18 protein-coding genes and 4 tRNA genes are annotated in these 15,301 nt (G+C 69.2%); 6 read left to right on the forward strand and 16 right to left on the reverse strand.

Annotated features, from left to right (window positions below):
* Positions 1-38 precede the first annotated feature (38 nt).
* The 6 genes from rplJ to ACWD04_RS07980 form a co-directional block, all read right to left on the reverse strand.
* Positions 39-602, reverse strand: a complete 564-nt coding sequence (rplJ, locus tag ACWD04_RS07955; protein ID WP_451129299.1) for a 50S ribosomal protein L10 — start codon at positions 600-602, stop codon at positions 39-41.
* Positions 603-999: 397 nt separating this feature from the next.
* Positions 1,000-1,722, reverse strand: a complete 723-nt coding sequence (gene rplA / locus ACWD04_RS07960; protein ID WP_451129301.1) for a 50S ribosomal protein L1 — start codon at positions 1,720-1,722, stop codon at positions 1,000-1,002.
* An 83-nt stretch (positions 1,723-1,805) separates the two neighbouring features.
* On the reverse strand, positions 1,806-2,240 hold the full coding sequence (rplK, locus tag ACWD04_RS07965) for a 50S ribosomal protein L11 (protein WP_073740413.1): 435 nt from the start codon (positions 2,238-2,240) through the stop codon (positions 1,806-1,808).
* A gap of 178 nt (positions 2,241-2,418) precedes the next feature.
* Positions 2,419-3,321, reverse strand: coding sequence for a transcription termination/antitermination protein NusG (gene nusG / locus ACWD04_RS07970; RefSeq protein WP_451129303.1), 903 nt, complete (start codon positions 3,319-3,321; stop codon positions 2,419-2,421).
* 74 nt (positions 3,322-3,395) lie between these two features.
* Positions 3,396-3,683, reverse strand: a complete 288-nt coding sequence (secE, locus tag ACWD04_RS07975) for a preprotein translocase subunit SecE (RefSeq protein ID WP_031096325.1) — start codon at positions 3,681-3,683, stop codon at positions 3,396-3,398.
* A 106-nt stretch (positions 3,684-3,789) separates the two neighbouring features.
* Positions 3,790-3,862: transfer RNA gene (locus ACWD04_RS07980), tRNA-Trp, on the reverse strand.
* 213 nt (positions 3,863-4,075) lie between these two features.
* On the opposite strand from ACWD04_RS07980, the gene ACWD04_RS07985 reads away from it, so the two are divergent.
* Positions 4,076-5,302, forward strand: a complete 1,227-nt coding sequence (locus ACWD04_RS07985; RefSeq protein ID WP_451129306.1) for a pyridoxal phosphate-dependent aminotransferase — start codon at positions 4,076-4,078, stop codon at positions 5,300-5,302.
* A 122-nt stretch (positions 5,303-5,424) separates the two neighbouring features.
* Entirely contained in the window at positions 5,425-6,438 is a 1,014-nt protein-coding gene (locus ACWD04_RS07990; protein ID WP_451129308.1) for an adenosine deaminase, read from the forward strand.
* Positions 6,439-6,506: 68 nt separating this feature from the next.
* Here the strand turns inward: ACWD04_RS07990 and ACWD04_RS07995 are convergent, their stop codons facing one another.
* The 6 genes from ACWD04_RS07995 to ACWD04_RS08020 all read right to left on the reverse strand — a co-directional run bounded on the left by ACWD04_RS07995 (position 6,507) and on the right by ACWD04_RS08020 (position 9,109).
* A complete protein-coding gene (locus ACWD04_RS07995; RefSeq protein ID WP_451129975.1) occupies positions 6,507-7,685 on the reverse strand; it encodes a UDP-N-acetylmuramate dehydrogenase in 1,179 nt (392 codons plus the stop codon).
* Positions 7,682-8,110 carry a MaoC family dehydratase gene (locus ACWD04_RS08000; RefSeq protein WP_451129310.1) on the reverse strand — a complete coding sequence of 143 codons (429 nt, stop codon included), beginning with the start codon at positions 8,108-8,110 and terminating at the stop codon, positions 7,682-7,684. The genes ACWD04_RS07995 and ACWD04_RS08000 overlap by 4 nt, the downstream gene beginning before the upstream one ends.
* Positions 8,110-8,562 carry an FAS1-like dehydratase domain-containing protein gene (locus ACWD04_RS08005; protein ID WP_451129312.1) on the reverse strand — a complete coding sequence of 151 codons (453 nt, stop codon included), beginning with the start codon at positions 8,560-8,562 and terminating at the stop codon, positions 8,110-8,112. Before ACWD04_RS08005 ends, ACWD04_RS08000 begins: the two co-directional genes overlap by 1 nt.
* A gap of 103 nt (positions 8,563-8,665) precedes the next feature.
* Positions 8,666-8,830, reverse strand: a complete 165-nt coding sequence (gene rpmG, locus ACWD04_RS08010) for a 50S ribosomal protein L33 (RefSeq protein WP_003956487.1) — start codon at positions 8,828-8,830, stop codon at positions 8,666-8,668.
* An 88-nt stretch (positions 8,831-8,918) separates the two neighbouring features.
* Positions 8,919-8,991: transfer RNA gene (locus ACWD04_RS08015), tRNA-Met, on the reverse strand.
* A gap of 45 nt (positions 8,992-9,036) precedes the next feature.
* Positions 9,037-9,109 (reverse strand) — tRNA-Thr (locus ACWD04_RS08020).
* Between the two features lie 295 nt (positions 9,110-9,404).
* On the opposite strand from ACWD04_RS08020, the gene ACWD04_RS08025 reads away from it, so the two are divergent.
* The 3 genes from ACWD04_RS08025 (at position 9,405) to ACWD04_RS08035 (ending at position 12,633) form a co-directional block, all read left to right on the forward strand.
* Positions 9,405-10,628 (forward strand): hydrolase, encoded by a 1,224-nt coding sequence (locus tag ACWD04_RS08025; protein WP_451129314.1) that lies wholly within the window; start codon positions 9,405-9,407, stop codon positions 10,626-10,628.
* Positions 10,629-10,662: 34 nt separating this feature from the next.
* Positions 10,663-11,319 (forward strand): SDR family oxidoreductase, encoded by a 657-nt coding sequence (locus ACWD04_RS08030; RefSeq protein ID WP_451129316.1) that lies wholly within the window; start codon positions 10,663-10,665, stop codon positions 11,317-11,319.
* A 117-nt stretch (positions 11,320-11,436) separates the two neighbouring features.
* Positions 11,437-12,633 carry an MFS transporter gene (locus ACWD04_RS08035; protein WP_451129318.1) on the forward strand — a complete coding sequence of 399 codons (1,197 nt, stop codon included), beginning with the start codon at positions 11,437-11,439 and terminating at the stop codon, positions 12,631-12,633.
* Between the two features lie 81 nt (positions 12,634-12,714).
* On the opposite strand, the gene ACWD04_RS08040 is transcribed toward ACWD04_RS08035, so the two are convergent.
* Positions 12,715-12,796 (reverse strand) — tRNA-Tyr (locus ACWD04_RS08040).
* A gap of 162 nt (positions 12,797-12,958) precedes the next feature.
* Here ACWD04_RS08040 and ACWD04_RS08045 point away from each other — a divergent pair.
* Positions 12,959-13,447, forward strand: coding sequence for a YajQ family cyclic di-GMP-binding protein (locus tag ACWD04_RS08045; RefSeq protein ID WP_329040019.1), 489 nt, complete (start codon positions 12,959-12,961; stop codon positions 13,445-13,447).
* Between the two features lie 99 nt (positions 13,448-13,546).
* Here ACWD04_RS08045 and ACWD04_RS08050 read toward each other — a convergent pair whose 3' ends face one another.
* From ACWD04_RS08050 to htpX, 3 genes are all read right to left on the reverse strand, one after another.
* A complete protein-coding gene (locus tag ACWD04_RS08050) occupies positions 13,547-13,819 on the reverse strand; it encodes a GlsB/YeaQ/YmgE family stress response membrane protein (protein ID WP_053930260.1) in 273 nt (90 codons plus the stop codon).
* Between the two features lie 78 nt (positions 13,820-13,897).
* Positions 13,898-14,290: a YccF domain-containing protein gene (locus ACWD04_RS08055; protein ID WP_451129321.1), complete on the reverse strand. Its 393-nt coding sequence runs from the start codon at positions 14,288-14,290 to the stop codon at positions 13,898-13,900.
* Positions 14,287-15,150 (reverse strand): zinc metalloprotease HtpX, encoded by an 864-nt coding sequence (gene htpX, locus ACWD04_RS08060; RefSeq protein ID WP_451129323.1) that lies wholly within the window; start codon positions 15,148-15,150, stop codon positions 14,287-14,289. The genes ACWD04_RS08055 and htpX overlap by 4 nt, the downstream gene beginning before the upstream one ends.
* Between the last annotated feature and the right edge of the window lie 151 nt (positions 15,151-15,301).

The following is a 15,301-nucleotide window of genomic DNA, read 5'->3' on the forward strand; positions in this document are numbered from 1 at the left end:
GGGCGTACGGGCCCGCTGCGAGCCGTGGAGGCGGAGTGTTACTCCGCCACCTCGGCGTCGGCGGGAGCCGGCGTACCGGCACCGCCCTGCTCGGCCTTCTTGGCGCGAAGCGCTTCCGCGGTGCGGACGAACTTCGACGGCAGAGCCTGGAAGAGCTGCGCAGTCTGAGTCTGCTTGCCCTTCATGGCGCCGGCCAGCTTGGCGAGCAGAACCTCGCGGGACTCGAGGTCCGCGAGCTTCTTGAACTCATCGGCGGACAGCGCCTTACCGTCAAGGACACCGCCCTTGATGATGAGGTTGGGGTTGTCCTTGGCGAAGTCACGAAGACCCTTCGCCGACACCACCGGGTCACCGGTGACGAAGGCAACCGCCGTCGGACCCGAGAACAGGTCGTCCAGCGTGTCGATCCCGGCCTCGTTGGCCGCAATCTTGGTCAGCGTGTTCTTCACCACGGCGTACTGGGCGTTCTCACCGAGCGAACGGCGCAGCTCCTTGAGCTGTGCCACGGTGAGACCCCGGTACTCGGTCAGCACGGCGGCGTTCGAGCTGCGGAACTGGTCCGTCAGCTCGGCTACCGCGGCAGCCTTGTCGGGCCTTGCCATGAGCGTCGGCCTCCTTCCGGGTGATGAGGACCGCTCAGAAGGGGCCGAGAAAGACGAAACGCCCCGGCGCAGGCGCCAGGGCGTAGCTCGACCGAATGAATCCGGGAGCTTTCCACAGTCACCTGCGCAGGTCGTCCGTTCTTGACGGATCCTTCGGTCACCGTTTCCTCCTGCGAGGGCGCGGCGACGACCAGCGGTCTTTGGCTTCTTGGTGAGACTACGCGACCGGGGCCGTGCGGAGCAAATCCGTCCCGACCTCGACCGGTGCGAGAGGTTCAAGTGGCTCTCAGCCGGCTCGGAGCACCCCTTCTTGCACGAGGACGGGCCCCGCACCCTCCGAAGGAGGCTGCGGGGCCCGTCCCATGCCGTGACACGGCTACCGGGTGAGCGCGGGGGCTCAGACGGCGGCCGGGTCCTCCTCGACGAGGAGGTTGCGCACGCGGTTGGCGTCCAGCGGGATGCCGGGGCCCATCGTCGTGCTCATGGTCGCCTTCTTGATGAAGCGACCCTTCGCGGCGGACGGCTTCAGACGGAGGATCTCCTCCAGGGCAGCGCCGTAGTTCTCGACCAGCTTCGTGTCATCGAAAGAGGTCTTTCCGATGATGAAGTGGAGGTTCGAGTGCTTGTCGACGCGGAACTCGATCTTTCCGCCCTTGATGTCGTTGACAGCCTTGACGACATCGGGGGTGACGGTGCCGGTCTTCGGGTTCGGCATCAGACCACGCGGACCGAGCACGCGGCCCAGGCGGCCGACCTTGCCCATGAGGTCCGGCGTGGCGACGACGGCGTCGAAGTCCAGACGGCCCTTCGCCACCTCGTCGATGAGCTCGTCGGCACCGACGATGTCGGCGCCCGCAGCTTCCGCGGCCGCAGCACGGTCACCGGTCGCGAAGACCAGGACCCGGGCGGTCTTGCCGGTGCCGTGCGGGAGGTTCACGGTGCCACGGACCATCTGGTCGGCCTTGCGCGGGTCGACACCCAGAGCAAAGGCCACCTCGACGGTGCTGTCGAACTTGGTGGCGGCGGTGTCCTTGGCGATACGGACGGCCTCGAGCGGGGCGTACTGGCGCTCCCGGTCGATCTTCGCGTCCGCAGCGCGGAGGTTCTTGCTGCGCTTCACATCTACTCCTGTGGTTTTTCAGAGTGTGGAGTCGTGGTGCGGACCAGCGCTTGGTCCTACCACTGTGGGGCTACGGGGCTGACTCAGCCTTCGACCGTGATGCCCATGGAACGGGCGGTGCCAGCGATGATCTTCGACGCGGCGTCGAGGTCGTTGGCGTTCAGGTCGGGAAGCTTGGTCGTGGCGATCTCGCGGACCTGCGCGGCCGTCAGCTTGGCGACCTTGGTCTTGTGCGGCTCGCCGGAGCCCTTGTCCACACCCGCGGCCTTGAGGATGAGCTTGGCGGCCGGCGGAGTCTTCGTGATGAAGGTGAAGGAGCGGTCGTCGTAGACCGTGATCTCCACCGGCACGACCATGCCACGCTGCGACTCGGTCGCGGCGTTGTAGGCCTTGCAGAACTCCATGATGTTGACGCCGTGCTGGCCCAGTGCGGGACCGACCGGCGGCGCCGGGTTGGCCGCACCGGCGTTGATCTGGAGCTTGATCAGCCCCGTGATCTTCTTCTTCTTGGGAGGCATTGCTCTCTCCGGGTCCTAGTGAGAGTGTTTCGCCGCCATTCCGGTCATCCGGATGGAGGCATACCGCACAACGATAACGGGTATAGCTGCGCGACCAAAAACCGAGCAGGTCAGACCGGCTGCGAAGCCTGTCTGACCTGCTCGGTAGGCATGTGTCCGGAGACCGGCGGGAAGCCCGTCAGTTCTTCTGGATCTGGTCGAAGCTGAGCTCGACCGGGGTCTCGCGACCGAAGATCTCGACGAGGCCCTTGACCTTCTTCGAGTCGGCGTTGATCTCGTTGATCGTCGCCTGCAGGGTCGCGAACGGGCCGTCGGTGACGGTGACCGAGTCGCCCACCTCGAAGTCCAGGACCTGGACCTCGACCTTGCGCGCCGGAGCCGGCTTGCCCTCGGCCTCGGCCGCCTCGCGGGCCGCCTTCTCCTCGGCCTCGGGGGCGAGCATCTTGACGATCTCGTCCAGGGTCAGCGGGTACGGGTCGTAGGCGTTGCCCACGAAGCCGGTGACGCCGGGCGTGTTGCGGACAACACCCCACGACTCGTTCGTCAGGTCCATGCGCACCAGGACGTATCCGGGGAGCTTGTTCTGACGGACGTTCTTCCGCTCACCGTTCTTGATCTGGACGATCTCCTCCTCGGGGACCTCCGCCTGGTAGACGAATTCCTCGACGTTGAGCGAGACCGCGCGCTGCTCCAGGTTCGCCTTCACGCGCTTCTCGTAGCCGGCGTACGTGTGGATGACGTACCACTCACCGGGGAGGGTGCGGAGCTCTTCACGCAGGGCGGCGACGGCGTCGACCGGGGCGGCCGGCTCGGCCTCCCCGGCGGACTCGTCGTCGGCGTCGGACTCGTCCGCGGACTCGTCGTCCTCGGCGGCTTCTTCGTCCTCGGTGGTCTCTTCGTCCTCGTCGGACTCGACACGCACGGCATCCTGCTCGGCGGGCTCGCCCGCGGCGGCGTCAGCAGCGTCGACCTGGTCCGGGGCCACGGCATCCGACGCCTCGACGATGTCGAGCTCGTCCTCGGCGGACTCGACGGCGCGCGCCGTGGGCTCGGCGTCGTCGTTCAGGTTCGGGTCAGACACGATGGCTGCTTCTTCCTGGATACAAATGGGTGGAACATGCGAAAGGGGCGCCGATGAGGCGCCCTCCGCGGGGATCAGCCGAAGACGTACTTGATGACCCGCGCGAATCCGAAGTCAATCACGGTGACGAGACCGATCATGACGACCACGAACACGATCACCACGGCCGTGTACGTCGACAGCTGGCTGCGCGTGGGCCATACGACCTTGCGGAGCTCGGCGACGATCTGGCGGTAGAACAGCGCGAGACGGCCCAGAGGGCCCTTCTTGCCGCGCTTGCCGCCCTTCCGGGTCTTCTTCTTCGACTCGGGGGCTTCGTCCTCGGCATCAGGCATGTCGATGGAGCCCACGGCGTCCGTCACGCTACTCACCTGATTCCGGGTCGTGGCCGTGCCGCGCCCGGTGGAGCCGCACGGCGGTGCATTGAAGTACGTACATGCGCACACATCCTGGCGAAGGAGTGTGTAGCAGGGCCGGAGGGACTTGAACCCCCAACCGCTGGTTTTGGAGACCAGTGCTCTACCAATTGAGCTACGACCCTTTGTGGTTTCCACCAACCTACCGCATCCTCCCCGGTGAGCCGGATGGGAAAACGCTGCGGCTGATGAAGGCCAACGACAGGTGAGTGTACGTGCTCAGCGGCGTCGCGTCGAACAGACAACTACCGACCGGTCCTGTCCGGATGCTGTCCGAGTCCTGTCCGGTCCCTGAAACCCCTGTGCCGAGGGCTTTTCCGGTCTGCGAGCATGGGGGCATGAGCGCTGCAACTTCTCCGACCGAGCGCCGGGTTTCGGCCCGCGTCGGTGCGATCTCCGAGTCCGCCACCCTCGCCGTCGACGCCAAGGCCAAGGCCCTCAAGGCCGCGGGGCGTCCGGTGATCGGCTTCGGCGCCGGCGAGCCCGACTTCCCGACCCCCGATTACATCGTGGACGCCGCGATCGAGGCGTGCCGCAACCCCAAGTACCACCGCTACACCCCGGCGGGCGGGCTCCCCGAGCTCAAGGCCGCCATCGTGGCGAAGACGCTGCGCGACTCCGGCTACGAGATCGACGCCTCCCAGGTCCTGGTGACCAACGGCGGCAAGCAGGCCATCTACGAGGCCTTCGCCGCGGTCCTCGACCCGGGCGACGAGGTCATCGTCCCCGCCCCGTACTGGACCACGTACCCCGAGTCGATCCGTCTCGCCGGCGGCGTCCCGGTCGAGGTCGTGGCCGACGAGACCACCGGCTACCGGGTTTCGGTCGAGCAGCTCGAGGCGGCGCGCACCGAGCGCACGAAGGTCGTCCTCTTCGTGTCCCCGTCCAACCCGACGGGTGCCGTCTACAGCGAGGCCGAGACCGAGGCGATCGGCCGCTGGGCCGTCGAGCACGGCCTCTGGGTGATGACCGACGAGATCTACGAGCACCTGATCTACGGTGGCGCGGCCGCCGCCTCGCTCCCCGCGGTCGTGCCCGAGCTGCGTGACAAGTGCATCGTGGTCAACGGCGTCGCCAAGACCTACGCCATGACGGGCTGGAGGGTGGGCTGGATCATCGGTCCGAAGGACGTCGTGAAGGCCGCGACCAACCTGCAGTCGCACGCCACCTCCAACGTCAACAACGTCGCGCAGGCCGCCGCGCTGGCCGCCGTCTCGGGGCCGCTGGACGCGGTCGCGGAGATGCGCACGGCGTTCGACCGCCGCCGCAAGACGATCGTGCGCATGCTCAACGAGATCGACGGCGTGCTCTGCCCCGAGCCCGAGGGCGCGTTCTACGCGTACCCGTCGGTGAAGGGCCTGCTCGGCAAGGAGATCCGCGGCAAGCGCCCGGCCGACTCCGTCGAGCTCGCGGCCCTCATCCTGGACGAGGCCGAGGTCGCCGTGGTGCCGGGCGAGGCCTTCGGCACGCCGGGTTACCTGCGACTGTCCTACGCACTGGGCGACGACGACTTGGCCGAGGGCGTCTCGCGGATCCAGAAGCTGCTGGGCGAGGCCCGCGACTGACCGGATGCGCATTCCGGTAAGTGGCTCCCGGCGCCGGTCGGGAGCCACTTTTTTTGTTCGATTGGTAATCCAGGACGGGAACCGGGTGACGCGACACCCCTGGGATGCGGCAAGATCCATGGATGGAGCGTGACGTACGGCTGTTGCCCAAGGCCCACCTGCACCTGCACTTCACCGGGTCGATGCGGCCCACGACCCTGCTCGAACTGGCGGACAAGTACGGGGTGCGCCTGCCCGAGGCCCTTACTGGCGGTGAGCCGCCCGAACTACGGGCCACCGACGAGCGCGGCTGGTTCCGGTTCCAGCGCCTCTACGACATCGCCCGGTCCTGCCTCCGCTCGCCGGAGGACATCCAGCGGCTCGTGCGCGAGACCGCCATGGAAGACGTCGCGGACGGCTCCGGGTGGCTGGAGATCCAGGTCGACCCGACCTCCTACGCCCCGCTGCTCGGCGGGCTCATCCCGGCGATCGAGATCATCCTGGACGCCGTGGACCGTGCGGCCGTCGAGACCGGGCTGGGAATCCGGGTGGTGATCGCGGCGAACCGGATGAAGCATCCACTGGACGCCCGCACGCTGGCCCGGCTCGCCGTGCGGTACGCGGACCAGGGTGTCATCGGCTTCGGGCTCTCCAACGACGAACGCCGCGGGATGGCCCGCGACTTCGACCGCGCCTTCGCCATCGCCCGCGAGGGCGGTCTGCTCGCGGCCCCGCACGGCGGCGAGCTCTCCGGCCCCTCCAGCGTCCGGGACTGCCTGGACGACCTCGGCGCGGCCCGGATCGGGCACGGGGTGCGGGCGGCCGAGGACCCGAGGCTGCTGCGCAAACTCGCGGAGCGAGGGGTGACCTGCGAGGTCTGCCCGGCTTCCAACGTGGCGCTCGGCGTCTACGAGAAGCCCACCGACGTCCCTCTGCGCACGCTGTTCGACGCGGGGGTACCCATGGCGCTCGGCGCGGACGACCCCCTGCTGTTCGGTTCCCGGCTGGCCGCGCAGTACGACCTCGTACGGCGCCATCACGGCTTCACCGACGAGGAACTGGCCGAGCTGGCCCGCCAGTCCGTGCGGGGGTCGGTGGCACCCGTCGAGGTGCGGGAGAAGCTGCTGGGCGGGATCGACGCGTGGCTCGCCGGCTGATGCCGCTGCTGCAAGGCGCACGGAGACAGGCGTCGAGGCCCTGGACCGGAAGGCCGGGGGAAGGCCGGCTACAGGCTGACGCCGATCGTCACCGGTTCGTTGACGAGCGTGACCCCGAAGGCCGCGTGGACCCCCGCGACGACCTCGCGGGCCAGGGCCAGCAGGTCCTCGGTGGTCGCGCCGCCCCGGTTGGTGAGGGCGAGCGTGTGCTTGGTGGAGATACGCGCGGGACCCGTGCCGTACCCCTTGGTGAAGCCCGCCTTGTCGATGAGCCAGGCGGCCGAGGTCTTGACCCGGCCTTCGCCGGCGGGGAAGGCAGGGGGCGTGATGTCCCCGCCCAGGCGCTCCTCGGCGCGTACGAGGAACGCCGCGTGCTCGGCCTCGTCGAGAATCGGGTTGGTGAAGAAGGACCCGGCCGACCAGGTGTCGTGGTCATCCGGGTCGAGCACCATGCCCTTGCCGGCCCGAAGCCGGAGGACGGTTTCGCTGGCGGAGGCGGCGGGAACGCGCTCACCCTGTTCTACGCCCATGGCCCTGGCCGTCTCGGGGTAGCGGAGGGGCGCGGACTGCCCACCCGCGTCCTCCAGCGCGAACCGCACGCGCAGTACGACGAAGCGGTCGGATTCGGCCTTGAAGCGGCTGTGGCGGTACGAGAACGCGCAGGCCTCGTTCGGGAGGGTGACGGTCTCCCGGGTGTGCCGGTCGTAGGCGACGACCTCGGTGATGACCGAGGACACCTCCTGCCCGTAGGCACCGACGTTCTGGATCGGGGTCGCCCCGGCGGAACCGGGGATCCCGGCGAGGCACTCGATCCCGGCCAGCCCCGCCTCGACCGTACGGGCCACGGCGTCGGTCCAGACCTCACCGGCGGCCAGTTCGAGCGTCGTGCCGGAGAGCTCGAAGCCCTTCGTCGCGATGCGCAGGGCTGTTCCGTCGAATCCCTTGTCGCCGATGACCAGGTTGGAGCCGCCGCCGATGACCAGGAGCGGGGTGCCGCTGTCGTCGGCTTCGCGTACGGCGGCGATCACCTCCGCGTCCGTGGCGGCCGTCAGGAGGCGGTCGGCCGGGCCGCCGAGCCGGAAGGTGGTCAGGGGGGCGAGGGTGGCGTCGTGGAGTTCCTGCACGGGGACAAGAGTACGGTCCGTGGCCGCGCCGCTCGGGCGGGGCCACGGACGGCATGAAGGGCGCCTCCCCGGGACGGCCCGGGGAGGCGCCCTTCGCTCTGTCGTGGGCGGTCGCGGTCTCAGGCGAGTCGGACGACGGCGCGGGACATGCCCAGTACCTTCTTGCCGTCGCTCATCGCCGTCAGGTCGACCCGCACGAGGTTGTCGTCGAGCTTGGCGGCCACCTTGCCACTGACCTCGACCAGCGCGCCGGTGGCATCGTTCGGTACGACGACCGGCTTGGTGAACCGCACGCCGTACTCGACGACCGCACCCGGGTCACCGACCCAGTCCGTGACCACCCGGATCGCCTCGGCCATGGTGAACATGCCGTGCGCGATCACATCCGGCAGCCCGACCTCACGCGCGAACTTCTCGTTCCAGTGAATCGGATTGAAGTCGCCCGAGGCGCCCGCGTACTGCACCAGCGTCGCCCGGGTCACCGGGAACGACTGCGCCGGCAGCTCGGTGCCGACCTCGACGGCCACGTACTCCACACTCGCCGTCATCACGCCTCCTCGGCGGCACGCGCCACCAGCTTCGTCCACGCGGTCACGACGTGCTCGCCCGACTCGTCGTGCACTTCGCCCCGGATATCCAGGATGTCGTTGCCTGCCATGGACTTGACGGCCTCGATCGTCGAGGTGACCGTCAGCCTGTCCCCTGCCCGTACCGGACGCCTGTACGCGAACTTCTGGTCACCATGCACCACACGGCTGTAGTCCAGACCCAGCTGCGGATCCTGGATCACCTGGCCTGCTGCCTTGAATGTGATCGAGAAGACGAACGTGGGCGGGGCGATCACGTCCGAATGCCCCAGAGCCTTGGCGGCCTCCGGGTCCACATAGGCGGGGTGGGTGTCACCCACCGCCTCCGCGAACTCCCGGATCTTCTCCCGGCCGACCTCGTACGCCGGGGTGGGCGGATAGGTCCGCCCCACGAAGGACTGGTCGAGCGCCATGAGCCCGGTACCTCCTGATGAAAAGTCGAATAGGGCGAGTGACAACCCATACAACGACACGAGGCCGCCCCCAACGGGGACGGCCTCGTGTACGAGCCTGTTTTCAGCGCGTTTCGCGGTGCGCAGTGTGCGAGTTGCAGCGCGGGCAATGCTTCTTCATCTCAAGACGGTCCGGGTTGTTACGCCGGTTCTTCTTGGTGATGTAGTTCCGCTCCTTGCACTCCACGCAGGCCAGCGTGATCTTCGGGCGGACGTCGGTGGCAGCCACGTGAGTGCTCCTTGGACGGACGATGGACGGATGAACGCAAAAAAGAGTAGCCGATCGAAGGACCGACCCCACAATCGGCTACCGTTAGTAGCGGTGACCGGACTTGAACCGGTGACACAGCGATTATGAGCCGCTTGCTCTACCGACTGAGCTACACCGCTTTGATGCCGAGTTTCCCCGCCGAAGCGGGGTTACCCGATCACCAGAGCCCCAATGCGGAATCGAACCGCAGACCTTCTCCTTACCATGGAGACGCTCTACCGACTGAGCTATTGGGGCGAGCGAGGAAGACATTACACGGTCTGTCGCCGATCGCCCAAATCCGTTTCCGTCGCCCCCACCGGCCCCCCTCCCGACCTCACTGCGACCCCTGCCGCCGCCCCCCTGATCAGGCCTTTGATCAACTCGTACGCCCTCTCGGCGGACCACCGCTCAGGCTCCTGCGGCCTCCCTCTCCGCGCCCGCTCCACGGCGTCGCATTCGTATGACTGATCCGCCCCTCCTCGGAGCGGGCCGGCCCACACCTAGGCTCGTCGCATTCTGTGTGATCCTGCTTTCTTCCAGGAGCGGCGCGATGCCCGAAAGTCCCGGCGACGCGCCCACACTGCTCCTCAGCGGGGCACGGCTCGCGGACGGGCGCACCGTCGACGTGCGGATCGGCGTCCCGTGCGTCGAGGCGGTCGGGACAGCGGGCAGCCTCACCACCCGGGGGACCCGCCTGGACCTCGGCGGCTACCTCCTGCTGCCCGCCCCCGCCGAGCCCCACGCCCACGCCGACACGGCCCTCACCGCCACCGCGGAAGATCCGCCGCCCCACCGGCCCGAGGACGTCCGGCGCCGCGCCACCGAGGCCGCACTGCTCCAGCTCAGCCACGGGGCGACCGCGCTGCGCGCCCACGTGCGTGTCGGCGGCGAACACGGCCTCGGCGCCCTGGAAGGCGTCCTGGCGGCTCGCCGTTCGCTGCGCGGGCTCACCGACCTGTCCGCCGTCGCCGTGCCCCGGCTCCTCACCGGCGTCGCGGGCGCCGACCGCCTCGCCACGCTCCGTGACGCCCTGGAGATGGGCGCGGGGGTGATCGGCGGCAGCCCTGACCTCGACCCCGATCCGGCCGGCTGGACCGAGGCCGTCCTGGATCTCGCCGCCACCTATGCCAGGCCACTCGACCTGCACACGGACGGTGACGACCCAGCCCGCCTCACCCAACTGGCCGCCATGGCCGACGGGCTCCGTCCAGGCGTCTGCGTCAGCCCCTGCGCGGGCCTCTCGCGCCTCCCCGCCGACGAGGCGGCCCGCGCCGCGGACCGGCTCGCCGCCGCCGCAGTGACCGTGATCTGCCTCCCCCAGGGCGGCTGTTCCGTCGCGCTGCTCCGCGGAACACCTCCCGTACGGCTGCTGCGCGCCGCCGGGGTGCGGATCGCGGCGGGCAGCGGAGCCCTGCGCGACAGGTCCAACCCGGTCGGCCGCGGCGACCCCCTGGAGGCTGCGTACCTACTGGCCGCGCAGCAGGGCCTCAGCCCCGAGCACGCCTACGACGCCGTGGCCGGCGCCGCCAGAGCGGCCCTGGGCCTGCCCGGCGTACGCGTCGAGGCCGGCTTCCCGGCCGAGCTGCTCGCCGTGCGCGGGGACGGGCTGGCCGGGGCGCTCTCGCTCGCGTACAGCAGGATCGTGGTGCACCGCGGACGCGTGGTGGCGCGGACCAGCGCCGTACGCGAGTACCGCGACTCCGGGGCAGCTGCGGCCACCCTCGGTCTTCCGCATCAGGGACGCGCCGATTCCGGTTCCGGCGGCGGGCCTTGAGCGCGAGCGCGCGGCGCGGCGTACGGTCGGAAGCATGCGCATTGTCATTGCAGGTGGACATGGTCAGATCGCGCTGCGGCTCGAGCGGCTGCTCGCCGCGCGCGGTGACGAAGCGGTGGGCGTCATCCGCAACCCGCAGCAGGGCGAGGACCTGAGAGCGGCAGGGGCGGAAGCCGTCGTGCTCGACCTCGAATCGGCGTCCGTCGAGGCGGCGGCGGAGGTTCTGCGCGGGGCGGACGCGGCAGTCTTCGCGGCCGGCGCCGGCCCGAACAGCGGCTCGGCACGCAAGGACACGGTGGACCGCGGAGCGGCCGTGCTCTTCGCGGACGCGGCGGAACAGGCGGGAGTACGGCGCTACGTCGTGGTGTCCTCCATGGGGGCCGACCCCGGCCACCAGGGTGACGAGGTCTTCGACGTCTATCAGCGGGCCAAGGGCGAGGCGGACGCGAACGTATGTGCGAGGAGCGGTCTGGACTGGACGATCCTGCGCCCCGGGATGCTGACGAACGACGCCGGCACCGGCCAGATCCTGCTCGCCGCGTCGACAGGCCGTGGCCCGGTCCCCCGCGACGACGTGGCGGCGGTGCTGCTGGAGCTGCTGGACACCCCGGCGACGGCGGGCCTGACGCTGGAGCTGATCAGCGGGTCCAAGCCGGTGGCCGTCGCGGTGAAGGACATCGCGGGAAACTGAGGCCGGGCGCCGTCCTGTTCTACGGGGAACGGCTGACTGACGCACCGGCGTGTCCGCCGGACCCCCAGCGCGAGGCGTTCAGGCATGCGGAAGCCTCCGCGGGATAGCGTCGGCCACATGGACGGTGTCCTTGACCGCCGAGGCTGGCTCCCCTGTTACCTCGGCGGGGCGGTGTTCGCCGTGTGCATGGCGGGGACCACCCTGCCGACCCCCCTCTACAGCCTCTACCAGGACAAGCTCGGGTTCTCCGAGCTGACGGTGACCGTGGTGTACGCCGTGTACGCCTTCGGCGTCATCGGGGTACTCCTGCTGTCGGGCAACGTCTCCGACGCGGTGGGCCGGCGCCCTGTGCTGCTGTGGGGCCTGGGCTGCGCGGCGGCGAGCGCCACCTGTTTCCTGTGCGCCACGACTCTCGGCGGGCTGTACGCGGGACGGCTGCTGTCGGGCCTCTCCGCGGGGCTGTTCACCGGGGCGGCCACGGCGTACGTCATGGAGCTGGCGCCCGGCAAGGGTTCCCTCAGAGCCTCGTTCGTGGCGACGGCCGCCAACATGGGCGGCCTGGGCTGCGGGCCGCTGCTCGCCGGAATCCTCGCGCAGTACGCGCCCTGGCCGCTGCATCTGCCGTTCGTCGTGCATCTGGTGCTGCTGGCTGCTTCGGCGGTCCTCCTGTTCGGCCTGGGAGACACCGTGACCGAGCGGCGGCCCCTGAACACCGTCCGCCCGCAGCGGCCCGGGCTGCCGCCCGAGGTCCGGGCTGTTTTCCGACCCGCGGCGCTCGCCTCGTTCGTGGGGTTCGCGTTGTTCGGGGTGTTCACGTCGGTCAGCCCGGCGTTCCTCTCCCAGTTCCTGGACGTGGAGAACCACGCCGTGAGCGGGCTGATCGTCGCGCTGGCCTTCTTCGCCTCGATCGCCGGGCAGTCGCTGGTGGGCAGGATCGGCGAGCGGCGGTCACTGCCCCTGGGCTGCGCCGGCCTCCTCGGCGGGCTGGCCCTGCTCGCCGCCGCACTGTGGTGGCACCCGCTGCCCCTGGTCGTACTGAGCGCGCTCCTCGGCGGCGGGGGCCAGGGGCTCGCCTTCCGGGCAGCCCTGTCCCAAGTGGCAGCGGCGTCACCCGCGGACCGGCGGGCGGCGGTCATCTCGACGCTGTTCGTGGTGGCGTACGCGGGCATCTCGCTGCCGGTGATCGGCGTGGGCGTCCTCTCGGACCACCTCGGCCTCCAGGACGCGGGCCTGGTCTTCATCGCGAGCATGGCTGTGCTGGTCACGTGCGCCGGCGCCTACCTCGTGCGGCGGCCTGCCGGGGAGGGGACCTGACCGCAGGCGGGCGGTGCGCACACACGCAGAAACCCCGTCCGACCTGCGGATTAAGCAGGTCGGACGGGGTTTCCCGTCCTGTGGCGGCGCCAGGGTTCGAACCTGGGTAGGCTGAGCCGGCAGATTTACAGTCTGCTCCCTTTGGCCACTCGGGCACACCGCCTGGAACGACGCGTTGGATCCCTGTGGGGGCTCCTTGGCGACGACGTAAACGATACCTGATGCTCAGGGGTGCTCCGCCACCTGATTGATCAGCACCGGGCGCGCGGGTGTGGCTAGGCTTTGGGCCGTACCTCAACGCATACGACGCAAGGAGCCACACGTCATGGCCGACTCCAGTTTCGACATCGTCTCGAAGGTCGAGCGGCAGGAGGTCGACAACGCCCTCAACCAGGCCGCCAAGGAGATCTCCCAGCGCTACGACTTCAAGGGCACGGGTGCGTCGATCTCCTGGTCCGGCGAGAAGATCCTGATGGAGGCGAACGGCGAGGAGCGGGTCAAGGCGATCCTCGACATCTTCCAGTCCAAGCTGATCAAGCGCGGGATCTCCCTGAAGTCGCTGGACGCGGGCGAGCCGCAGCTTTCCGGCAAGGAGTACAAGATCTTCGCCACGATCGAGGAGGGCATCTCCCAGGAGAACGCCAAGAAGGTGGCGAAGATCATCCGCGATGAGGGCCCGAAGGGCGTCAAGGCACTGGTCCAGGGCGACGAGCTGCGGGTCAGCTCGAAGAGCCGGGACGACCTGCAGGCCGTGCAGGCGCTGATCAAGGGCAAGGACCTCGACTTCGCGGTGCAGTTCGCCAACTACCGGTAGGCGGTTCGCTGCCGTGTGCAGCGGGTCGCGGGCGGGGCGGGGCGTGCCGGTCGGCATGGCCCGCCCCGTAGCCGTATCCGGGGGCCTGCGCGGGCGGGGTCAGCGGCGGTCGCGGGAGTTGCCGAAGAGCAGCCGGTAGGCGATCAGCAGGACGAGGGACCCGGCGATGGCCGCGACCCAGGTGGCCGTGTCGTAGAAGTCTGTGCTGATCGGGCGGTCGAGGAAGCGGGACGACAGCCAGCCGCCGAGAAAGGCGCCCACGATGCCGATGAGGGTGGTGCCGATGATGCCGCCGGGGTCGCGGCCCGGCAGAAGAAACTTGGCTATGGCTCCGGCCAGCAGCCCGAGGATGATCCAACTGATGATGCTCATGTTCGCGTACCTACCCGTCACTTGTTCCTGCAAGCCAGGACGCCTGCGGGGACGGGTGCGGTTGCCTGCCGGGCGCCCTCAGCGGGTGGCGAACGGCTGGTCCGTACGGACGATCTCCTTACCGAAGGGCATCAGCGAGACCGGGATGAGCTTGAAGTTCGCGAGGCCCAGCGGAATGCCGATGATCGTGACGCACAGGGCGATGCCGGTGAAGATGTGGCCGAGCGCGAGCCACCAGCCGGCCAGGATCACCCAGAGGACGTTGCCGATGAGGGAGGCGCCTCCGGCGTCATGCCGGTCGACGACGGTGTAGCCGAAGGGCCAGAGGGCGTACACGCCGATACGGAACGCGGCCAGGCCGAAGGGGATGCCGATGATCGTGATGCAGAGCAGGATCCCTGCGGCTATGTAGCCCAGGAACATCCAGAGTCCGCACAGGACCAGCCATATGACGTTCAGGATTGTCTTCACGGTCGATACCCTGCCATCTGCTCGAGTCGGGCGATGCGTTCAGCCATGGGCGGGTGGGTCGAGAACATCTTGGACAGGCCCTGGCCGGGCCGGAACGGGTTCGCGATCATCATGTGACTCGCGGTCTCGATCCGTGGTTCGGGCGGGAGCGGAAGCTGTTTGGTCCCGGCGTCGAGCTTGCGCAGGGCGGACGCCAGGGCGAGCGGGTCGCCGGTGAGCTGAGCCCCGGACGCGTCTGCCTGGTACTCACGGGAACGGCTCACGGCGAGCTGGATCACGGAGGCGGCGAGCGGGCCGAGGATCATGACCAGGAGCATTCCGAGGAGCCCGGGGCCGTCGTCGTCGTCGGACCGTCCCACGGGGATGAGCCACGCGAAGTTGACCAGGAACATGACGACCGAGGCGAGGGCGCCCGCTACGGACGAGATGAGGATGTCGCGGTTGTAGACGTGGCTCAGCTCATGGCCGAGGACGCCGCGCAGCTCGCGCTCGTCGAGGATCTGGAGGATGCCTTCGGTGCAGCACACTGCGGCGTTCCGGGGGTTGCGTCCGGTGGCGAAGGCATTGGGTGCCTGCGTCGGGGAGATGTACAGCCGGGGCATGGGCTGGCGTGCCGCTGTCGAGAGCTCGCGGACGATGCGGTAGAGCTGCGGCGCCTCGAATTCGCTGACCGGGCGTGCCCTCATGGCGCGCAGGGCGAGCTTGTCGCTCTTCCAGTACGCATAGGCGTTGGTGGCGAGCGCGACGAGGAGGGCCACGATCAGGCCGGCCCGTCCGAAGAAGCTGCCGATGACGATGATGAGGGCCGAGAGGCCCCCGAGGAGTGCAGCGGTTTTCAGCCCGTTGTGCCGGCGGTGCACGGTACGCCCTCCAAGTGGTGCAGCAGGGGAACCCTTGCTCGTGGTGCTCCACTCCCCAGTGGAACTTCCCGAAATGGTCAACGCGAGGCGGAGGAAGCTAGTTCCCTTGTGCGAGGTGGCCGGGGGCGTGGACAGCAGGGGCGGATCCGGG

The organism is Streptomyces sp. NPDC002911, from assembly GCF_053591835.1.